Source organism: Thioclava nitratireducens, from assembly GCF_001940525.2.
Classification (GTDB): Bacteria; Pseudomonadota; Alphaproteobacteria; order Rhodobacterales; family Rhodobacteraceae; genus Thioclava; species Thioclava nitratireducens.
In genome coordinates this window covers 2,521,152-2,539,992 of record NZ_CP019437.1, presented here as the reverse complement: position 1 = coordinate 2,539,992, position 18,841 = coordinate 2,521,152, and the positions used below count along the sequence as shown (strand labels likewise).

The 18,841-nt window shown below is 66.1% G+C and carries 21 protein-coding genes; 14 read left to right on the top strand and 7 right to left on the bottom strand.

Features of this window, described 5'->3' with window-relative positions; translation table 11 throughout:
* The first annotated feature begins 86 nt into the window (after positions 1 to 86).
* From BMG03_RS12065 to cysE, 13 genes are all read left to right on the top strand, one after another.
* Positions 87 to 680, top strand: coding sequence for a head-tail connector protein (locus BMG03_RS12065; RefSeq protein WP_075775027.1), 594 nt, complete (start codon positions 87 to 89; stop codon positions 678 to 680).
* The gene (locus BMG03_RS12060; protein ID WP_075775026.1) at positions 677 to 1,015 is read left to right on the top strand and encodes a head-tail adaptor protein; all 339 of its coding nucleotides are present in this window, start codon (positions 677 to 679) and stop codon (positions 1,013 to 1,015) included. Before BMG03_RS12065 ends, BMG03_RS12060 begins: the two co-directional genes overlap by 4 nt.
* Positions 1,012 to 1,419 carry a DUF3168 domain-containing protein gene (locus BMG03_RS12055; protein WP_075775025.1) on the top strand — a complete coding sequence of 136 codons (408 nt, stop codon included), beginning with the start codon at positions 1,012 to 1,014 and terminating at the stop codon, positions 1,417 to 1,419. The genes BMG03_RS12060 and BMG03_RS12055 overlap by 4 nt, the downstream gene beginning before the upstream one ends.
* A gap of 81 nt (positions 1,420 to 1,500) precedes the next feature.
* Positions 1,501 to 1,914 (top strand): phage major tail protein, TP901-1 family, encoded by a 414-nt coding sequence (locus tag BMG03_RS12050; RefSeq protein ID WP_075775024.1) that lies wholly within the window; start codon positions 1,501 to 1,503, stop codon positions 1,912 to 1,914.
* Positions 1,914 to 2,243 carry a gene transfer agent family protein gene (locus tag BMG03_RS12045; RefSeq protein ID WP_075775023.1) on the top strand — a complete coding sequence of 110 codons (330 nt, stop codon included), beginning with the start codon at positions 1,914 to 1,916 and terminating at the stop codon, positions 2,241 to 2,243. Before BMG03_RS12050 ends, BMG03_RS12045 begins: the two co-directional genes overlap by 1 nt.
* Complete coding sequence (locus BMG03_RS12040) at positions 2,240 to 2,452, top strand: rcc01693 family protein (RefSeq protein ID WP_075775022.1); 213 nt, start codon at positions 2,240 to 2,242, stop codon at positions 2,450 to 2,452. Before BMG03_RS12045 ends, BMG03_RS12040 begins: the two co-directional genes overlap by 4 nt.
* On the top strand, positions 2,449 to 3,111 hold the full coding sequence (locus BMG03_RS12035; RefSeq protein WP_075775021.1) for a phage tail tape measure protein: 663 nt from the start codon (positions 2,449 to 2,451) through the stop codon (positions 3,109 to 3,111). Before BMG03_RS12040 ends, BMG03_RS12035 begins: the two co-directional genes overlap by 4 nt.
* Positions 3,112 to 3,121: 10 nt before the next feature.
* Positions 3,122 to 3,754 (top strand): DUF2460 domain-containing protein, encoded by a 633-nt coding sequence (locus tag BMG03_RS12030; protein WP_075775020.1) that lies wholly within the window; start codon positions 3,122 to 3,124, stop codon positions 3,752 to 3,754.
* Positions 3,751 to 4,641, top strand: a complete 891-nt coding sequence (locus tag BMG03_RS12025; protein WP_075775019.1) for a DUF2163 domain-containing protein — start codon at positions 3,751 to 3,753, stop codon at positions 4,639 to 4,641. Before BMG03_RS12030 ends, BMG03_RS12025 begins: the two co-directional genes overlap by 4 nt.
* The gene (locus BMG03_RS12020; protein WP_208858018.1) at positions 4,638 to 5,075 is read left to right on the top strand and encodes a C40 family peptidase; all 438 of its coding nucleotides are present in this window, start codon (positions 4,638 to 4,640) and stop codon (positions 5,073 to 5,075) included. The genes BMG03_RS12025 and BMG03_RS12020 overlap by 4 nt, the downstream gene beginning before the upstream one ends.
* A 12-nt stretch (positions 5,076 to 5,087) precedes the next feature.
* Positions 5,088 to 9,062 (top strand): baseplate multidomain protein megatron, encoded by a 3,975-nt coding sequence (locus BMG03_RS12015; RefSeq protein ID WP_075775018.1) that lies wholly within the window; start codon positions 5,088 to 5,090, stop codon positions 9,060 to 9,062.
* 1 nt (position 9,063) lies between these two features.
* Complete coding sequence (locus tag BMG03_RS21385; RefSeq protein WP_441351180.1) at positions 9,064 to 9,408, top strand: DUF7742 family protein; 345 nt, start codon at positions 9,064 to 9,066, stop codon at positions 9,406 to 9,408.
* Positions 9,409 to 9,437: 29 nt separating this feature from the next.
* Positions 9,438 to 10,244, top strand: coding sequence for a serine O-acetyltransferase (gene cysE, locus BMG03_RS12010; protein WP_075775017.1), 807 nt, complete (start codon positions 9,438 to 9,440; stop codon positions 10,242 to 10,244).
* Between the two features lie 187 nt (positions 10,245 to 10,431).
* Here cysE and BMG03_RS12005 read toward each other — a convergent pair whose 3' ends face one another.
* The 4 genes from BMG03_RS12005 to BMG03_RS11990 form a co-directional block, all read right to left on the bottom strand.
* Positions 10,432 to 11,805: a pyruvate dehydrogenase complex dihydrolipoamide acetyltransferase gene (locus BMG03_RS12005; RefSeq protein ID WP_075775016.1), complete on the bottom strand. Its 1,374-nt coding sequence runs from the start codon at positions 11,803 to 11,805 to the stop codon at positions 10,432 to 10,434.
* A 12-nt stretch (positions 11,806 to 11,817) separates the two neighbouring features.
* Entirely contained in the window at positions 11,818 to 13,212 is a 1,395-nt protein-coding gene (locus BMG03_RS12000) for a pyruvate dehydrogenase complex E1 component subunit beta (RefSeq protein ID WP_075775015.1), read from the bottom strand.
* A gap of 14 nt (positions 13,213 to 13,226) precedes the next feature.
* Entirely contained in the window at positions 13,227 to 14,252 is a 1,026-nt protein-coding gene (gene pdhA / locus BMG03_RS11995) for a pyruvate dehydrogenase (acetyl-transferring) E1 component subunit alpha (RefSeq protein WP_075775014.1), read from the bottom strand.
* A gap of 182 nt (positions 14,253 to 14,434) precedes the next feature.
* Positions 14,435 to 14,731, bottom strand: coding sequence for an FtsB family cell division protein (locus tag BMG03_RS11990; RefSeq protein WP_075775013.1), 297 nt, complete (start codon positions 14,729 to 14,731; stop codon positions 14,435 to 14,437).
* Positions 14,732 to 15,091: 360 nt separating this feature from the next.
* Here BMG03_RS11990 and BMG03_RS20755 point away from each other — a divergent pair, with 360 nt between their 5' ends.
* Positions 15,092 to 15,247 (top strand): glycosyltransferase family protein, encoded by a 156-nt coding sequence (locus BMG03_RS20755; protein ID WP_157771584.1) that lies wholly within the window; start codon positions 15,092 to 15,094, stop codon positions 15,245 to 15,247.
* Positions 15,248 to 15,264: 17 nt separating this feature from the next.
* Here BMG03_RS20755 and BMG03_RS11980 read toward each other — a convergent pair whose 3' ends face one another.
* Genes BMG03_RS11980 through BMG03_RS11970 form a run of 3 tightly spaced genes read right to left on the bottom strand, consistent with a single transcriptional unit; the run spans position 15,265 to position 18,841 of the window.
* Positions 15,265 to 16,875 carry a coiled-coil domain-containing protein gene (locus BMG03_RS11980; protein WP_075775011.1) on the bottom strand — a complete coding sequence of 537 codons (1,611 nt, stop codon included), beginning with the start codon at positions 16,873 to 16,875 and terminating at the stop codon, positions 15,265 to 15,267.
* A complete protein-coding gene (locus BMG03_RS11975) occupies positions 16,872 to 17,990 on the bottom strand; it encodes a protein-glutamate methylesterase/protein-glutamine glutaminase (protein WP_208858017.1) in 1,119 nt (372 codons plus the stop codon). The genes BMG03_RS11980 and BMG03_RS11975 overlap by 4 nt, the downstream gene beginning before the upstream one ends.
* Positions 17,987 to 18,841, bottom strand: coding sequence for a CheR family methyltransferase (locus tag BMG03_RS11970; RefSeq protein ID WP_075775009.1), 855 nt, complete (start codon positions 18,839 to 18,841; stop codon positions 17,987 to 17,989). The genes BMG03_RS11975 and BMG03_RS11970 overlap by 4 nt, the downstream gene beginning before the upstream one ends.

Genomic DNA, 18,841 nt, shown 5'->3' with positions numbered 1-18,841 from the left:
GTTCGAGCGGCGGCGGGGCTCGCGCCCGACATGATTGGCGGCACCCCCGGCCGGGGGTGCAACCACGCGAATTGCGGAGGAATGTCATGATGTTGACTGAAGAGACGGTGGTGGCGGCAAGCGCGCTGCCCGTCGCGGAGTTTCGAGCGCATCTGCGGCTCGGCACCGGGTTTTCGGATATGGGGGAAGAGGATGCGGCGCTGGAGCGCTACCTGCGCGCGGCGATGGCGGCGATCGAAGGACGCACCGCTAAGGTGCTGCTGGTGCGGGATTTCGCGCTGAGCCTTGAGGCGTGGCGCGATGCAGTGGCGCAGCCATTGCCGGTGGCTCCGGTGAGTGCGGTGACTGAGGTCCGCTTGGTCGATGCGGCTGAGGTGGTCACGGTGGTCGCGCCGGAGGGGTATCGGTTGGTCGCGGATCTGCAGCGCCCGCGACTGGCGGCCTGTGGCGGCGAACTGCCGTCGATCCCGGCGGGCGGTGTGGCAGAAGTTCGGTTCACGGCTGGGTTTGGGGCGAGTTGGGCCGATCTCCCGACCGATCTGGCGCAGGCGGTCTTTCTGCTGGCGTCGCAATATTATGAGCGCCGGGACGAGGGCGCGGGCGGGCGAGAGATGCCCTATGGCGTTGGCGCGCTGATCGAGCGCTGGCGCACGGTGCGCCTGTTGGGAGGTCGGCGATGAAGGCGCCGTTTCTGAACCGACCGCTGGTGCTGGAGACGCCAGAGCGGGTGCCGGACGGGGCGGGTGGCTTTATCGAAGCCTGGACCGAGCTGGGCATCCTCTGGACGCAGATGAAACCGGGGACGGGGGTGGAGCGCGCGGGTGAATTCGTGACGCTCGCCTCGGTGCCGTGGAAGATCACGGTGCGGGCCGCGCCCGAGGGCTCGCCGCGCAGACCGAAGCCGGAGCAGCGGTTTCGCGAGGGCACGCGGGTGTTCCGGATCCTCGCGGTGGCGGAGGCGGATGCCGGGGCGCATTACCTGACCTGTTTCGCGCGTGAGGAGGTGGTGGCATGAGCTACGCGATCGGAGCCGCCTTGCAGGAGGCGGTCTATGCGCGCTTGCAGAGCGATGCGGTCGTGACGGCGCTCGTCGGGGCGGCGGTTTATGACGCCGCGCCTGCGGGGGCGACAAGCGGGACCTATGTGAGCCTCGGGCCGGAGAACGCGCGCGATGCCTCGGACATGACGGGCGACGGGGCGGTGCATGATTTCACCGTCTCGGTTGTCAGCGACGAGGCCGGGTTTCATGCAGCCAAGGAGATTGGCGCGGCGATCTCGGATGCGCTTCTTGAGGGGCCGTTGAGCCTGACGCGAGGGCGCGTCGTGGGGCTGTGGTTCCTCAAGGCGCGCGCCCGGCGGGTCGACAAGGGGGCGTCGCGGCGGCTCGATCTGACCTTCCGCGCGCGGGTCGAGGGCTGAGTACACTTTCACATTTGCAACTTTTCGGCCGGTCGATTGTCGCTCTGGCGGAAACAAAATATCGAAAAGCGGAGAAAATCCATGGTTGCGCAGAACGGTAAGGACCTTCTGATCAAACTGGACCTGAACGGGGACCAGACATTCGAGACCATCGCGGGGCTGCGCGCCACGCGTATCACCTTCAACGCGGAAACGGTCGATGTGACCTCGCTGGAAAGCGAGGGGCGCTGGCGCGAGTTGCTGGGGGGCGCGGGGGTGCGCTCGGCCGCGATCTCGGGCTCTGGCGTGTTCAAGGATGCGGGCACCGACGAGCGCGCGCGGCAGATCTTCTTCGACGGCGAGGTGCCGCAGTTCCAGGTGATCATCCCGGATTTCGGCATCGTGCAGGGGCCGTTCATGATCACTTCGATCGACTATGCGGGGAGCCATGACGGCGAAGCGACTTACGAGCTCGCAATGGCGTCTGCCGGTGCTCTGAGCTTCACGGCGATCTGATGGCGAACCCGTGGGCAGGAGAGGTCGAGTTGGCGCTGAATGGCCAGCGGCATGTGGCGAAACTGACGCTGGGCGCCTTGGCGGAACTGGAGGCCGAGATCGGCGAGACGGGCGGGATGATCGCACTGGTCGAGAGGTTCGAGGCGGGACGGTTTTCGAGCCGCGACGTGCTGGCGGTGATCGTGGCAGGGCTGCGCGGCGGCGGCTGGCAGGGCTGTGCGGGCGATCTGCGGAGCGTTGAGATTGCCGGCGGTCCGGTGGAGGCCGCGCGCAAGGCGGCTGAACTGCTGGCGCGGGCGTTCTCGGTGCCGGGCGAGGGGGCGGCGTGAGCGGGCTCGACTGGCCGGGGTTGATGCGGGTGGGGATGCAGGAGTTGCGGCTTAAGCCCGTGGAGTTCTGGGCGCTGAGCCCGGCGGAGTTGGCGCTGATGCTCGGCGCGGGCTGCGCGGGGGCCCGTCCGATGAGACGGGCGAGGCTCGATGAATTGCTGGCGCGGTTTCCCGATGGCGCGGGCGACAGGGAGAGGATGGAGCGATGATGGAGACGGATGGATTGGATGCCCTTGGTGGACAGGCGGCGGAGCTGGAGCGCTCGCTTGGCGGCGCGAGTGCGATGGCGGAGGTGTTCAATCAGGAACTGTCCGCGATGCGGGAGAGCCTGACTTTCACCGGGCGCGAGGTGAGCACGTTGAGCCATGCGTTCGGGCGGGGGCTGCGGAGCGCCTTCGACGGGGTCGTGTTCGACGGGTTGCGGCTGTCGGAGGCGCTGCAGCAGGTCGCGCGGAGCATGGCCGACAGCGCGTATAACGTCGCGATGCGGCCGGTGGAGCAGGCTGTCGGCGGGGCGGTGGCGAACGGGGTGAACGGGTTGGTGAGCGGGCTGTTTCCCTTTGCCGATGGCGGGGCGTTTAGCCAGGGGCGCGTGCGGGCGTTCGCCAAGGGCGGTGTTGTGTCGAGCCCGACCCGTTTCGCGATGCGCGGTGCGACCGGGCTGATGGGGGAGGCCGGGCCTGAGGCGATCATGCCGCTGACCCGCGGGGCCGATGGGCGGCTGGGTGTGGCTGCGCAGGGCGGGGGCCGCGCGGTCAATGTGGTGATGAATGTCACGACGCCGGATGTGGCCGGGTTCCAAAGCTCGTCGAGCCAGATCGCGGCGCAGGTCAGCCGGGCGCTGGCGCGTGGCGAGCGCAATCGCTGAGGGGGCGAATATGGCATTTCACGAGGTGAGATTTCCCGCGAATCTGAGTTTCGGTTCGGTTGGCGGGCCGGAACGGCGCACGGAGATCGTGACGCTGACCAACGGGTTCGAGGAGCGCAACAGCCCCTGGGCTCATTCGCGCAGGCGCTATGATGCGGGGGTGGGGCTTCGGTCGCTGGATGACGTGGAGCGACTGCTGGCCTTCTTCGAGGCGCGCGGGGGGCAGCTGCACGGGTTTCGCTGGAAGGATTGGGCGGATTTCAAAAGCTGTTCGCCCTCGCAGGCGGTCGGTTACGAGGACCAGCTGATCGGGCATGGCGACGGGGTGAGCCGGGTGTTCACGCTCTCGAAGCTCTATGCCTCGGGCGGGTCGGAGTATCGCCGCCCGATCACCAAGCCGGTCGCGGGCACGGTGAAGCTGGGTGTTCAGGGCGGCTATCAGGCGGAAGCGGTGGATTGGGCCGTCGATCTGGAGACGGGCCAGGTGACCTTCGTCGATCCGCCCGCCGACGGCGCGCCGATCACCGCCGGGTTCGAGTTCGACGTTCCGGTGCGGTTCGACACCGATGCGGTGCAGGTTTCGGTCCAGAGCTTTCAGGCGGGTGACATGCCGCAGGTGCCGGTCGTGGAGGTGCGGATATGAGCGGTTATCCGGAGGCGCTGCGGGCGCATCTCGAGAGCGGGGCAACGACGATCGCGCGGGCCTGGGCGGTGGCGCGGCGCGATGGCGTGGTGCTTGGCTTCACCGATCACGACGGCGGGCTGGTTTTCGACGGGATCGCGTTCGAGCCGGAGAGCGGGATGACGGCGAAGGCGGTCGCACAGGGTACTGGCTTGGCCGTGGATAACTCGGAGGTCTATGGCGCGCTGAGTTCGGAGGCGATCTCTGAAGCGGATATTCTGGCCGGGCGATATGATGGGGCCGAGGTGCGCGCATGGATCGTGAACTGGGCGGATGTGAGCCAGCGGGCGCTGTTGTTTCGCGGGCATCTCGGCGAGATCGCGCGCGGGGCCGGGGCGTTCACGGCGGAACTGCGGGGTATGAGCGAGGCGTTGGGCGCCGAGAAGGGCCGGATCTATCATCCGCGCTGTTCGGCGGTGCTGGGCGATGGCGCGTGTCGTTTCGATACCGGGCAGCTGGGCTACTTTCACGAGGGGCCGGTGGATTTTGTCGAGGGCTCGGTCGTGTTCGGCTTCGACAGCTTGGGTGGCTTTGCCGAGCGATGGTTCGAGAAGGGTCGGTTTCGGGTGATCTCGGGGGCCGCGGCAGGGCTGGTCGGCGTAATCAAGGTGGACCGGGTACGCGATGCGGGGCGCGAGATCGAACTGTGGGCGCGGATCGGCGCGGATGTGGCGGTGGGCGATGTGGTGCGACTTGAGGCCGGCTGCGACAAGCGGGCCGAGACCTGTAAGGGCAAGTTCGCCAACTTTCTGAATTTCCGTGGCTTTCCGCATATTCCCGGCGAGGATTGGCTGACCGCCTACCCGGTGCAGGGTGGCGGAAATACGGGTGGGAGCCTGTTCAATTGACCGCAGAGGAGCGGGCGGCGCGGGCGGTGGCGATCGCGCGGGTTTGGGTCGGCACGCCATACCTGCATCAAGGCTCGCATCGCGGTGTCGGCTGCGACTGCCTGGGCTTGCTGCGGGCGGTCTGGCGGGAGCTTTACGGCTGCGAGCCGGATGGCGTCCCGGCCTATACGCCGGACTGGGGGGAGGCGGGGCGCGATGAGGCGTTCTTCCGCGGTCTGAGCGCGCAGATGGCCGCATGGAACGGCGTGGAGCGGTCGGGCGATGTGCTGCTGTTCCGGATGCGTGCGGGAGCGGTCGCGAAACATCTCGGGATCGCGGGCGCGGTCGGCGCGGAGCCAACTTTCATTCACGCCTATGCCGGGCACGGGGTCTGCGAGAGTGCGCTCAGCCTGCCGTGGCAGCGCCGCATCGTGGCGCGTTTTCAATTTCGATGAAGGAGCCGGAGAATGGCGACGATTTTGCTGTCAGCGGCAGGGGCCGCGATCGGGGCCGGGTTCGGAGGCACGATACTGGGACTCTCCGGCGCGGTGATCGGACGCGCGGTTGGTGCGACCTTGGGCCGGGCCATCGATCAGCAATTGCTGGGAGGCGGTTCAGGCTCGGTCGAGACCGGCCGGGTAGATCGGCTGCGCCTGACGAGCGCGTCCGAGGGCGATGGGCTCGGGCTGCACTGGGGACGCATGCGGGTGGCAGGTCAGGTGATCTGGGCCACGCGTTTCATCGAAACAAAGCACAAGAGCGGCGGCGGCAAGGGTGAGCCGACCTTTGTCGAATATAGCTATTCGGTGAGCCTCGCGATGGCTCTGGGCGAGGGGGAGATCCTGCGCGTCGGTCGGATCTGGGCGGATGGGACCGAGCTCGATCCGTCCGATCTGAATATGCGGGTCTACACAGGGTCCGAGGATCAGCAGCCCGATCCGAAAATCGAGGCGGTCGAGGGTGCAGGCGCGGTGCCGAGCTATCGCGGGATCGCCTATGTGGTCTTCGAAAACCTGCAGCTCAAGCCGTTTGGCAACCGGGTGCCGCAATTCACCTTCGAGGTGGTGCGGCCGGCGCAGGGAAAAGGCGTGCGCGGCGCGCCCGATCTGACGCAGGCGATCGAGGCGGTGGCGCTGATCCCGGGGACGGGGGAGTATTCGCTCGCGACGCGGCGGGTGAGCGAAGCGGAGTTGCGAGGGGACGGCACCGGGTCGGACCTGATGTATCCGACCGGCTCCTCGCTATCGTTCTTCAGCGGATGGGGCATCGACACTGCGGTGGAGCCGGTAAACCAGCATGCGCCGCACGGCGGGACGGATTTTGCCGCGAGCGTCGAGATGCTCGACGAGGAACTGCCCGGATGCGGTGCCGTGTCGCTGGTCGTGTCTTGGTTTGGGGACGATCTGCGTTGCGACCGGTGTCAGGTGCGGCCGAAGGTCGGTGATCGCGGGCGCGAGGGCAGGGAGATGCGTTGGTGCGTTTCCGGGGCTGAACGACGCGATGTCGACGAGGTGCCGAAGCTCGACGGGCGCTCGATCTATGGAGGCACGCCTGCGGATGCGGCGGTGATCGAGGCGATTGCGGCACTGCATGCGGCGGGCAAGGCGGTGACGTTTTATCCGTTCATCTTGATGGATCAGCTGGAGGGTAACGCGCTACCCGATCCGTGGAGCGATGCGCGGAGCCAACCGAAGCTGCCGTGGCGGGGGCGGATCACGACATCCGAGGCGCCGGGGCGTGCCGGGTCGCCGGATGGGGCGGCGGCTGCCGTCGATGAGGTGGTGACGTTCTTTGGGGCGGCGCAGGTGACCGATTTTGCGGCGTCGGGCGAGACTGTTACTTATAGCGGGCCGGAGGAATGGTCGTTCCGGCGCTTCATTCTCCACTATGCGCATCTTTGCAAACTCGCTGGCGGGGTGGAGGCGTTCTGCATCGGGTCCGAAATGCGGTCGCTTACGCAGATCCGAGGGGCGGGCAACAGTTTCCCGGCGGTGGCGCAACTGGTGCAGCTGGCCCGGGACGTGCGTGCGGTGCTCGGGGCAGAGTGCAAAATCGGCTACGCGGCGGATTGGACCGAGTATTTCGGCTACCAGCCGGGAAATGGCGACCGGTTCTTCAATCTCGATCCGCTCTGGGCCGATGACGATATCGACTTCATCGGGATCGACAATTACATGCCTCTGTCGGATTGGCGGGAGGGCGAGCACCACGCGGACGCGCATTGGGGCACTATCTACGATCTCGATTACCTGCAGTCGAATGTCGAAGGCGGGGAGGGGTTCGACTGGTACTACGCCTCGCCCGAGCATCGCGACGCGCAGATCCGCACGCAGATCACCGATGGCGATCACGGAGAGCCCTGGGTCTGGCGCTACAAGGACATTCGCGGCTGGTGGGAGCATGACCATCACGAGCGGATCGGCGGCGTGCGAATTGAGGAGCCGACGGCCTGGGTGCCGCGCGCGAAGCCGATCTGGTTTACGGAGATGGGCTGCGCCGCGATCGACAAGGGCACCAACGAGCCCAACAAGTTCCTCGATCCGAAAAGCTCGGAAAGTGCGCTGCCGCATTACTCGGACGGGCGGCGGGACGACTACATGCAGATGCAATATCTGCGGGCGATGACATCTTATTGGGGGGATGACGCGCGCAACCCGGTCTCGGAGTTCTATGGCGGCCCGATGGTGGATATGTCGCACGCCCATGTCTGGGCTTGGGACGTGCGACCTTATCCGCAATTTCCCGGGTTGCCGGACCTGTGGGAAGATGCTGCGAATTACGCGCGCGGACATTGGATTTCGGGGCGGGCGACGGCCCAGCCTCTGGCGCATGTGGTGGGCGAGATATGTGCGCTTGCGGGCGTTTCCGTATTCGACGTGAGCGCGCTGCACGGGGTGGTGCGCGGATATGCGATGCCCGGTGGGATCACGCCGCGCGGGGCATTGCAGTCGTTGAGCTTGATCTACGGCTTCGATGCGTTGGAGCGCGACGGGGTGCTGGTGTTCCGGATGCGCGATGCGTCGGTGGATGCGGAGCTTTTGCCTCCGCTGCTGGCGTTGGATGGTGAGGATCAGAGCCTCGAGACGCGGCGCGTCCCGGAGGCAGAGATCGCGGGACGGGTCCGGCTCGCCTATGTCGAGGCCGATGGCAGTTTCGAGACCCGCGCGGTGGAGGCGATCTTTCCTGATGAGGTGGATGGCCCAGCCTCCGCGAGCGAGGCGCCCCTGGCATTGACCCGGGCCGAGGGAATGCGTGTCGTCCATCGCTGGCTCGCCGAGGCGCGCGTGGCGCGCGATACGGTGCAGTTCACGCTCCCGCCTTCGATGGGATGGCTCGGGCCGGGGGATGTCGTGGTGCTGCAGACCGAGGAGGGCGCGCTGCGCTACCGGATCGACCGGATGGAACGCGCTGAAGCGATCCGTGTGGAGGCCGTGCGAGTGGAGTCGGGAATTTACGACCCCTCGGAAGAGACCGACGAGGTGGCGCGGATCGAGAGCTTCACGCCCCCGGTGCCGGTGACGCCGGTGTTTCTCGATCTGCCGCTTTTGACCGGGGCGGAAGATCCTTACGCGCCGCATCTTGCGGTCACTGCAAGCCCTTGGCCGGGGGCGGCCGCGCTCTATTCGGCGCTGGAGGATGCGGGCTATGCGCTCAACACGAAGGTTGAGACGCAGGCGGCGGTCGGGGTGACGCAGGCGATCCTGCCGTGCGCGCAGAGCGGTCTGTGGGACCGTGGTCCCGGCTTGCGGGTGAAGATGCTCTCAGGGGAATTGCACAGCGCCAGCGAGGCCAGTGTGCTCGCCGGGCTCAACGCGATGGCGATCGGCGATGGCTCGTCGGATCGGTGGGAGATCTTCCAGTTCGTCACCGCCGAGCCGGTAGAGCCGGGGGTATGGGATATCTCGACCCGGCTGCGCGGGCAGGCGGGCAGCGACGCGGTGATGCCCGATGTCTGGCCGGAGGGTTCGGTCGTCGTGATGCTCGACGGGGCACGGCGCCAGATCGAGGTCGCGCCCTCGGCACGTAATCTGGCGCGCCACTACCGCGTGGGGCCGGCGGGGCGGGGCTATGACGACCCTTCCTATATTCACACGGTTCAGGCCTTCGCGGGGATCGGGTTGCGGCCACTGTCGCCTTGTCATTTGCACGCAGGGGCGCTGGGCGGCGATCTGCGGCTGAGTTGGGTGCGTCGGACCCGGATCGGGGGCGACGACTGGGAGGCGCTGGACGTGCCTTTGGGGGAGGCGTCCGAGCGCTACCGCGTGCGGGTTCTAGAAGGGCAGACGATCCGGCGCGAAGTGATCGTGAGCACGCCGGAATGGACCTATGGCGCTGCGGAGCGCGCGGAGGACGGGATGATCGCGGCGCCGACCTTCGAGGTGGCGCAGATCTCGGATGTGTTCGGGCCGGGACTGCCGGCGCGGCTGATCTGGACGGGATAAGATGCGCGCGGTACTCGACGGCGATCTGATAACGCTTGCACGGGCGGTGATGCTATGGCCGGAGGAGCGCCGCGTGGAGCGACTCCACCGGCTTTTCGATCAAGTCCATGCGGCCGATCGGTACTGCAAGAGGTTGCGTCGTGTGCACCCCTGCTGGGGCAATGGCGCGATCCTGAGCATGGCGCTGAGGATGCCGCGGGCGCGGGCAGGGCCGGGCGATCCGCGCTATCTGTCCGCGCTAGGCTGCGTCTGCGCGGGGCTCGCCACGTGGCAATCCATGCGGCAGCCCGTAAACCGAAATGATCGAACGCCCCTTCCTCTATCCGCCGAAAAACCTATGTGTTAGGTTCTTGCGCGCGAAGAGGGAGTAATCCGATGAACAAGCAGATGGCAAAGGTTGCAACCGTCGATCCGGTCTGGACGCAGATTTGCGACGAGGCGCGGGCAGCGGTGCGTGACGAGCCACTTCTGGGCGCGCTGATCCATGCGGGGCTGTTGCATCACCCGACGCTGGAACGCGCGCTGGCCTACCGTTTCTCGATGAAGCTGGCCTCGGCGGAGATGAGCGAGCAGATTCTGCGCGAGATCGCCGAGGAAGCTTTCGCGGCCGATCCCGATCTGGGGCAGGCGGCCCGCGCCGATCTCGTCGCCGTGCATGAGCGCGACCCGGCCTGCCACCGCCTGATCCAGCCGTTGTTGTTCTTCAAGGGGTTCCAGGCGCTGCAAAGCTACCGGATTGCGCATTGGCTGTTCACGAACGGGCGTCGCGACATGGCCTATTTCGTGCAGATGCGCGCTTCGGAGCTTTTCGGCGTCGACATCCATCCCGGCGCGAAGATCGGCCGCGGCATCATGATGGACCACGCCCATTCGATCGTGATCGGCGAAACGGCCGTGGTGGGTGACAATGTCTCGATGCTGCATTCGGTGACGCTGGGCGGCACCGGCAAGGAAGACGAGGACCGTCACCCGAAGATCGGCAATGGCGTGCTGATCGGCGCCGGTGCGAAGGTGCTTGGCAATATCCATGTCGGCGACAACAGCCGGATCGCGGCGGGGTCGGTCGTCCTCTCGGACGTGCCTTGCTGCAAGACCGTGGCCGGCGTTCCCGCGAAGATCGTCGGCGAGGCGGGCTGCGAGCGTCCGGCAAGCGAGATGGACCAGCTGCTGCACGGCAGTTGAGCAAAGCTCAGATGGAATAGAGAGGCGGGGCTTCGGCCCCGCTTTTTTGTTGCCTCGCGAAAAGCCTCCAGGCCTTCTCGAATGACTGCGCATCGTCCCCTTGGTGAAAATCTCCCTAGGGCGAGTTCGCGAATGCGAAGAGGGGGGCAGCGCGCCCCTCTTCAACGTCTCGAAACGTACGGGCAGGTCAGGCCAGCATCAGCATCGGGTTCTCGAGGTTCTCGCAGATCGCCTTGAGAAGCTCCGCGCCGAGCGCGCCGTCGATCACGCGGTGATCGACCGAAAGCGTCATCGACATGACGGTCGCCACCTCGATCTCCCCCTCGTCATTCACCACCGGCTGCTTGATGCCTGCACCGACGGCGAGGATCGCGCCATGCGGCGGGTTGATGACCGCGTCGAAATTCTCGATCCCGAACATGCCGAGATTGGAGATCGCGAAGCTGCCGCCCTGATACTCATGCGGGGCAAGCTTGCGGTCGCGGGCCCGGGTCGCGAGGTCCTTCATCTCCGCCGAAAGCGTCGAGAGCGATTTCGCCTCGGCATCTTTCAGCACCGGCGTGAACAGCCCGCCTTCGATCGCGACCGCGACGGCCACGTCCGAGGGCTTCAGCTTGAACACCTTGTCGCCGGCCCAGACCGCATTCGCATCCGGCACCGATTGCAGCGCCAGCGCGCAGGCCTTGATGATGAAGTCGTTGACCGACAGCTTCACGCCACGACCCTCGAGCTGCTTGTTGAGCTGCGAGCGGAATTTCATCAGCGCGTCGAGCTTGACCGAACGACGCAGGTAGAAATGCGGGATCGTCTGCTTGGCCTCGGTGAGGCGCGCGGCAATGGTCTTGCGCATCCCGTTGAGCTCGATCTCCTCGTACTCGCGACCCTCGTACATCTTGGCGATGGCAGAGGAGGATACCGTCGGCGCGGGCGCCGAAACGGGGCTCGCATCCGCGGATTTCGGCGCGTCCGACTTGGCCGGGGCTGCCTTGCCACCTTCGGCGGCTTCGACATCGGCCTTCACGATGCGACCCTTCGGGCCCGAGCCCTTGAGCGAGGCCAGATCGACGCCCTTGTCGGCGGCGATGCGGCGCGCGAGCGGCGAGGCGAAGACGCGCTTGCCATCCGCATCCTGCGGCGCGGCAGGCGCTTTCTCGGTCTTCGGCGCGGCGCCTGCACCTTTCGAGCCGCCGGCTTTCGCGCCGCTTTTCTCGGCGGGGGCGTTGTCGGCTTCCTTGGTCTCTTCCGCGTCCTCGGCCGCTTCGGCCTGAGCCGCGGCCGGGGCAGGGCTTTCGGCCTCGTCCACGGCGGAAGCGTCTTCGCCTTCTTCCAGCAGAACCGCGATCGGGTCGTTGACCTTCACGCCGGAGGTGCCTTCGGCGACGAGGATCTTGCCGATCGTGCCTTCATCCACAGCCTCGAATTCCATCGTGGCCTTGTCGGTCTCGATCTCCGCGATGATGTCGCCCGAGGAGACTTCGTCACCCTCTTTCACGAGCCATTTCGCGAGCGTGCCTTCCTCCATCGTGGGCGACAGGGCGGGCATCAAAATCTGGGTTGCCATTGCGCTATCCCCTTACCGGTAGGTGACTTTTTTGACCGCATCGACGACCTCGTCCGAGGTCACGAGCGCCAGTTTCTCGAGGTTCGCCGCGTAGGGCATGGGCACGTCCTTGCCGGTGCAGTTGATCACCGGGGCGTCGAGCCAGTCGAAGGCGCGCTCCATGATCACGGCCGACAGGTGGTTGCCGAAGCTCGCGACGGGGAAGCCTTCCTCGACGGTCACGCAGCGGTTGGTCTTGCGCACCGAGGCGAGCACCGTGTCGTAATCCACCGGGCGCAGGGTGCGCAGGTCGATCACTTCGGCGTCGATGCCCTCTTTCTCGAGCTTGTCGGCGGCTTCGAGCGCGTGGCTCATACCGATGCCCCAGCTGACGATGGTGACATCCGCGCCTTCGCGCCAGATCTTCGCCTTGCCGAAGGGGATCGTGAAGTCCTCCAGATCCGGTACCTCGAAGCTCCGCCCGTAGAGGATCTCGTTTTCGAGGAAGATCACCGGGTTCGGATCGCGGATCGCAGTTTTCAGCAGGCCCTTCGCATCGGCCGCCGAGTAGGGCTGCACGACTTTCAGGCCCGGAACATGGGCATACCATGCGCCGTAATCCTGGCTGTGCTGTGCCGCCACGCGGGCCGCAGCACCGTTCGGACCGCGGAACACCATCGGTGCGCCCATCTGGCCGCCCGACATGTAGAGCGTCTTCGCTGCCGAGTTGATGATCTGGTCCATCGCCTGCATGGCGAAGTTGAAGGTCATGAATTCGACGATCGGGCGCAGGCCACCGAAGGCCGCACCGACGCCGAGACCGGCGAAACCATGCTCGGTGATGGGCGTATCGATCACGCGGCGGTCGCCGAACTCGTCGAGCAGGCCCTGCGTGACCTTGTAGGCGCCCTGGTATTCGGCGACTTCCTCACCCATCACGAAGACGGTGTCGTCGGCGCGCATTTCTTCGGCCATCGCGTCGCGCAGCGCCTCGCGAACGGTCTGCGTCTTCATCGGCGTGCCTTCGGGCCAATCCGGCGTGGTGTCGGGCTTGGGCATGTCGTCGCCGTCGTCCGAGGACTTCGCCTTGGCCGGAGTTTTCGCGGGTTCGTCGCTGTCGTCGCTCTCGGCGGCGTCCGACCCGGTGTCGGGCGCTTCGGCCTCTTCCGCGGCGGAGGCGTCTTCGCCTTCTTCCAGCAGCACCGCGATCGGGTCGTTGACCTTCACGCCGGAGGTGCCTTCGGCGACGAGGATCTTGCCCAGCGTGCCTTCGTCGACCGCTTCGAATTCCATCGTGGCCTTGTCGGTCTCGATCTCGGCGATGATGTCACCGGCCGAAATCTCGTCGCCCTCTTTCTTGAGCCATTTCGCCAGCGTGCCCTCTTCCATCGTGGGCGAGAGCGCGGGCATCAGAATCTTGGTTGCCATCTGTCTTTCCCCCCTCAGGCGTTCTGCGGCGCGACATCGGTGTAGATGTCGGTGTAAAGTTCATCCACGGAGGGCTCCGGGCTCTCCTTGGCGAAATCGGCGGCGCCGTTGACGATCGCCTTGATATCCTTGTCGACCTGCTTGAGCTCGTCCTCGGTCGCGTGCTTGCCGGTCAGCAGGAGCTGACGGACCTGCTCGATCGCGTCACGCTCTTCGCGCATCTTCTGCACTTCTTCGCGGGTCCGGTATTTCGCCGGGTCCGACATCGAGTGGCCGCGATAGCGATAGGTCTTGATCTCGAGGATGTAGGGGCCCTTGCCCGCGCGGCAGTGCGCGACCGCCTTCTCGCCGGCCTGCTTCACCGCCAGCACGTCCATCCCGTCGACTTCCTCGCCGGAGATGCCGTAGGCAATGCCGCGCTCGTAGAAGTCGGGCGACTTGGTCGCGCGCTTCACGCTGGTGCCCATCGCGTACTGGTTGTTCTCGATCACGAAAACGACCGGAAGATCCCAGAGCTGCGCCATATTGTAGGTCTCTGCGACCTGACCCTGGTTCGCCGCACCGTCGCCGAAATAGGTGAAGGTGACGTTGTCGTTGCCCTTGTACTTATCCGCGAAGGCGAGGCCCGCACCGATCGGCACCTGCGCCGCGACGATGCCGTGGCCGCCATAGAAATGCTTCTCTTTCGAGAACATGTGCATCGAGCCGCCCTTGCCCTTCGAGTAACCGCCGTCGCGGCCCGTGAGCTCGGCCATGACGCCTTTCGGGTCCATCCCGCAGGCGAGCATGTGCCCGTGGTCGCGATAGGAGGTGACGCGCTTGTCGCCTTCCTTCGCCGCAGCCTCGAGGCCGACGACCACCGCTTCCTGCCCGATATAGAGGTGGCAGAAGCCGCCGATCAGACCCATGCCGTAGAGCTGACCGGCCTTCTCTTCGAAGCGCCGGATCAGCAGCATGTCGTGGTAATATTGCTTGAGTTCCTCGGCCGAGACATTCGCGCCCGCTTTGGCGCCGCTCGCCGAGCCTTTCCGTGCTGCCATTGGTCAGACCTCCCTTGGCCGGAATAGTTTAGCGTTAAACCATTCCTTACAGCAATGCCGGGCCGAAGGCAATGACCCCGCGGCATCGGAGGGCGGGAATGGCGCTCACGTTTCAACTAGGGCCGGTGAGGCAGTTTTCGAGCGATGTTTGTGCCGCAAAAACGGGCAGGCCGAGTAGCCTCTCAGCGGATCACGATCTCGTCGGAGCGCATCGCGCCCAGCACTTCGCGCGCCTGGCTGTCGAGAAGATCCAGATCGAGGTAATCGTCGGAGAGGCGATGGGTCAGGTTGGCCATCCGGTCGACCTTGGCGCGCAGCGCATCGCGCTCGGCGCGCTTGGCGTCGATCTCCGCTTCGATCTGCACGCGGCTGAGAATGCCGTAGCGTCCCTGTACGGCGGCGAAGGCGAAATAGGCGCCGAGCACCACCGCCACGGTCACGAAAATCAGAGGCCCGATCGTGGGGCGTCTCATAACCATTGTCCTGCCTCTCTTCCGTATCGGCCGCGCTCCGTCCCCCGGAGCCGCGTCCTGACCTCTGCCGGGCCCTTTATCTCGAATCATGTCACATGTGATTCGTCATTGGAATCCCCCCTGCGATCAATTCTGCAAAGATTCCGCGCAGAGTTGCGCGTCGGCGAATTGTCTCGCATGCACCGCCCTTGGTTGCGCACAAACTTGTTCCCACCCGCGCATCTGGCTACGCAGGCGCTAATGGAAACGCGCGCATGTGAGCATCTCCGGATTCATCGAGGCGATCGGATCGAAGAAGATTCGGCTCTTCGGCATCACCGCGCCCCCCCGCCGCCGACGCGCGACGGTCCGGCCCTCGTCGCTATCGTGAAGACTATCGGTGATTACATCCTCGAATGGCTGGAAACGCACACGGTGACCGGCGCGCGCCACGTCTGTCTCTACGACACTGGCTGCACCGACGATACGCTGGCGAAGATCGGCACACGATACGCTTCAGCGCCCGGGCGCTGGAACCGGTGACTGAATATGCGGATACCTCAGAAGAAGATGTCCTCGGCCTCCTGTGCCACGGATACGAAATCCGCCGAGGATGACGGGAAGACCCCGGCATGCACCTCGCGCTCTGCGGGCATGGTGTAACTCGCCTCGACCGCGTCCAAAAAGCTGGCGATTTCGTTCGAAATCTCGCCCTGGAAGGCATTGTTCGTGTTCGGAGGAAGCGCCGATCGTGCTTCGCTCAGCAAGCGCACCAACGCGGCCCGGCTATCCCGCAGGGGACCATCGCGGTCGGCGCGGACCATATCTGTCATGCCGTCCAACGCGGCGCCGAGTTCTGCCGCGAGGCTCTCCATGGCCCTGACCGCAGAGATATCCGCGCCGCTCTGCTCGTCCGGGGAAAGGAAGACCGCGGCGCTCGACTCCTGCAACAGGGCCAGGCGGACGATCCCGGCGATCCCGGCCGCGATCTCGAGTGTGCAGTCGCGCAGCTGCTCCGACACTTCGAGCGTCGCTCCGCCGTCCGGCCCCAGACGGCCGGAGACCAGGGTCGCGTTTATCCCGAGCAGCTGGATGCGTTCGTCGAGACGGGATATTTCCGCGGCGGACGCGGCACTGCGGGCGTAAAGGGCCGAGAGAGCGGCCATGTCCGGCGCGATCCGATCACGCTGCGCTGCAAGTTGCTCTGCCCCGGTCGCCAGCCGGCGGGCGCGTTCGGCCACGCCGGCCAGTGATCTTGCCAAGGGAGCCTCGGCGATGCCGGCGAGTTCGACGCGCGCGTTTTCGACCTGCACTCCCATCCGATCGAACTCCGGCAGGGCGGCCTCGATGCCCATCCCCAAGTCGTCGATCGCCGCGTGCAGCTGTCGCTGCGCGAGCGCCCGGGCGGCAGGTCTTACGCCCGCCGGACCGGCCTCGCCGCGCGCCGCTATCGCCTCGACATGTTCCAGTCTCTGCCGTGCCGCGTCACCGCATTGAAGATGGGTCACCGCGCTTTGGAGGGCGGATCCGAGACGTTGCCGCGCTTCTCCGACCTGTTCCACGGCCCGGAGCGGCAAGGAATTGCCACGCAGCGCACGGAGCAGAGCAGAGATTTCCCTTCGAACATCCCCGATGTCTTGCGCGGTCCGTTTCATGCCGCGGATCTCCGGGGCGAGGTGGGCCAGTTGCCGGTCGCCCTGCGCCAGTTCCTCCCCCAACTCTGCCACCGCGCGATCGATCCTGTCGAGTATTGTCCGGGCCTCCGTGGCGAAGCGCGCCAACGACCCCTCGTTCATGGCGCGGCTGACGACGAGGGCATTGGTCGCGATCATTCGCGCAAGCCGAATTCTGCGGACCTGAGCGGGGATCAGAGCACGGATCTCTGCGGCATTGCCGAGCAGCATTTCGGCCGCCTCGTCGAGCATGCCGAACTGGGCTTCGACCTGTTCGAGGAGCGCCCCGACGTCGCGCGCCGCCTCGTCGAGCCGTTTCAATCCCTCCTGGCCGGACGCCTCGGAGACGCGTCCCAGCATGGTCTGCATCGTACCGAGATCGTCGAGCCGTGCGAATAGCGCGGTCGATGCATTCAGGAAGACGGCTTCCAACTCGCCCGCCAGCTGCGCCGAAACTGTTCGGAGAGCGGCAAGCGACAGCGTGATATCATCGGTCATGCCGCACCGACCCGCATCTCGTACCGCGCGATCTCCGTCGCCAGCCCCGGCAGCGGAACCGCCCGTTCAGCGGCGCCGATGCGCATCGCCTCACCGGGCATCCCCCACACGACCGAGGTCGGCTTGTCCTGAGCGATGGTCTGGGCGCCGACCGCCCGCATCTCGGCCAGCCCGCGCGCGCCGTCATCGCCCATGCCCGTCATCAGGATCCCAAGCGCCGCCGGCCCGGCGGCGATCGCCGCCGAGCGGAACAGAACATCCACTGAAGGTCGATGCCGTGCGACATAGGGCCCATCGAGAATCCCCACGCGATAGCCCGCGCCTTGCCGCCGCAGAATGAGGTGGCGATCGCCCGGTGCGATCAGCACGCTGCCCGGGACGGGGCGGTCGCCATCGACCGCCTCGCTGACACTGACCGAACAGAGACCATCGAGCCGCCGGGCGAAGGCCGCTGTGAATTTCTCCGGCATGTGCTGGACGATCACGACCGGTGGCGTCGTCGGGGCAAGCCGCGGAAGCAGCGTCGCCAGCGCCTCCGTCCCCCCGGTCGAAGCGCCGATCACCACGAGCGGCCCGACGCCGGAGGGGATCGGCGCGCCGGGACGTGGCGGAGGCAGGATGACGTCGGCCGTAAGTTTCGGCCCAGGCGAGAGCTGGGTCGGCTCTGCCTTCAGGCGGGCGGACGCGCGATCGCCGAAGCCGCGAAGTCCGCCTGCCTTCGCAGCGGCGCGTACGGCATCGGAGAGCCGGATCTGTGCTTCCTGCCGGGCCTCGGGTGAGGTCAGGCGCGGCTTGCCCACGACCTCGCGGGCCCCAATTTCCAGCGCGCGCATCGCGGCATGCGAGCCGGCATCGGTATGGCTCGAACAGACGACGACGGGCAGCGGGTGCTGTGCCATTATCTTGGCCAGAAAAGTCAGCCCATTCATACGCGGCAATTCCAGATCCAGCAGCATCACATCGGGCAGCGCATCGCGCATTTTCTCGGCCGCGTCGAAAGCATCGCGGGCGGTCGCGGTCACCCGAATGGCCGGATCCGCGCCCAGAAGTTCGCACAGCGCCTTTCGCGCGGAGGCGCTGTCATCGACGATGAGAACCTTGATCTGCGCCATCATGTTGCTCCTTCGTTGCGGAACACGCCGGGGGCCATCTGAACGAGCGAAGGCACCTGCACGATCATGGACTCGGAATGGCCGACGATCAGGTAGCCGCCGCGACGCAGGTGTCGGGCCAGCGCGGCGAGCACCCGGTGCTGCGTCGGCGGATCGAAATAGATCAGGACGTTGCGCAGCATGACAACGTCCAGACCGGTTTCGATCGGATAGGGTATCTCCATCAGGTTCATCGGTGCGAACCGGACCCGCGCACGGAGTTCCGGCACAATTCGTGACTGCCGAACCGGGCCTTTCCTGCCCTGCATGAGATAGGCGTCGCGCAGTGCCGGGGGGACCGGCTCCAGATCCGATAGCGGAAAGACGGCGTTTTGCGCGATCTGCAGCACCCGGTGAGAGATGTCGGTGCCGAGTATGGCCCAATCCAGCCGGCGATCAGCCTGTGCCGCGCGGGCCAGCAGCATTGCCGCCGACCAGGCTTCGGCCCCGGTCGAGGCTGCCGCGCTCCAGAGCCGGAACCGGACCGTCCGTCCAGCGGGCGCGGGCGCGAGGCATTCGGGAATGATACGCTCCTCCAGAAAGCGGTAATGTGCCGGCTCCCGGAAGAAGTCGGTCTTGTTGGTGGTTATCAGATCGATGATCCGGGGCAATTCTTCGCGCATTGCTCCATCGTCGAACAGGTGACCGAGATATGCGTCCAGCGTGGGGAGGCCGAGCGCGACCATACGCTTGCGCAGGCGCGACTCGATCATCACGTTTTTAGACTCCCGCAACCGGATGCCGCTGACCTCGTGAACGAGGTCGCGGAACCGATCGAGCCTGGCGTGGCTGGTGCTGGTTGCCGCGTCTACCAT

Excerpts from the sequence above, each read along its gene's own strand:
- BMG03_RS12065 (WP_075775027.1), top strand. The coding sequence starts at position 87 with ATGATGTTGACTGAAGAGACGGTGGTGGCGGCAAGCGCGCTGCCCGTC.
- BMG03_RS12060 (WP_075775026.1), top strand. The coding sequence starts at position 677 with ATGAAGGCGCCGTTTCTGAACCGACCGCTGGTGCTGGAGACGCCAGAG.
- BMG03_RS12055 (WP_075775025.1), top strand. The coding sequence starts at position 1,012 with ATGAGCTACGCGATCGGAGCCGCCTTGCAGGAGGCGGTCTATGCGCGC.
- BMG03_RS12050 (WP_075775024.1), top strand. The coding sequence starts at position 1,501 with ATGGTTGCGCAGAACGGTAAGGACCTTCTGATCAAACTGGACCTGAAC.
- BMG03_RS12045 (WP_075775023.1), top strand. The coding sequence starts at position 1,914 with ATGGCGAACCCGTGGGCAGGAGAGGTCGAGTTGGCGCTGAATGGCCAG.
- BMG03_RS12035 (WP_075775021.1), top strand. The coding sequence starts at position 2,449 with ATGATGGAGACGGATGGATTGGATGCCCTTGGTGGACAGGCGGCGGAG.
- BMG03_RS12030 (WP_075775020.1), top strand. The coding sequence starts at position 3,122 with ATGGCATTTCACGAGGTGAGATTTCCCGCGAATCTGAGTTTCGGTTCG.
- BMG03_RS12025 (WP_075775019.1), top strand. The coding sequence starts at position 3,751 with ATGAGCGGTTATCCGGAGGCGCTGCGGGCGCATCTCGAGAGCGGGGCA.
- BMG03_RS12015 (WP_075775018.1), top strand. The coding sequence starts at position 5,088 with ATGGCGACGATTTTGCTGTCAGCGGCAGGGGCCGCGATCGGGGCCGGG.
- BMG03_RS21385 (WP_441351180.1), top strand. The coding sequence starts at position 9,064 with ATGCGCGCGGTACTCGACGGCGATCTGATAACGCTTGCACGGGCGGTG.
- cysE (WP_075775017.1), top strand. The coding sequence starts at position 9,438 with ATGAACAAGCAGATGGCAAAGGTTGCAACCGTCGATCCGGTCTGGACG.
- BMG03_RS12005 (WP_075775016.1), bottom strand. The coding sequence starts at position 11,805 with ATGGCAACCCAGATTTTGATGCCCGCCCTGTCGCCCACGATGGAGGAA.
- BMG03_RS12000 (WP_075775015.1), bottom strand. The coding sequence starts at position 13,212 with ATGGCAACCAAGATTCTGATGCCCGCGCTCTCGCCCACGATGGAAGAG.
- pdhA (WP_075775014.1), bottom strand. The coding sequence starts at position 14,252 with ATGGCAGCACGGAAAGGCTCGGCGAGCGGCGCCAAAGCGGGCGCGAAT.
- BMG03_RS11990 (WP_075775013.1), bottom strand. The coding sequence starts at position 14,731 with ATGGTTATGAGACGCCCCACGATCGGGCCTCTGATTTTCGTGACCGTG.
- BMG03_RS11980 (WP_075775011.1), bottom strand. The coding sequence starts at position 16,875 with ATGACCGATGATATCACGCTGTCGCTTGCCGCTCTCCGAACAGTTTCG.
- BMG03_RS11975 (WP_208858017.1), bottom strand. The coding sequence starts at position 17,990 with ATGATGGCGCAGATCAAGGTTCTCATCGTCGATGACAGCGCCTCCGCG.
- BMG03_RS11970 (WP_075775009.1), bottom strand. The coding sequence starts at position 18,841 with ATGGTAGACGCGGCAACCAGCACCAGCCACGCCAGGCTCGATCGGTTC.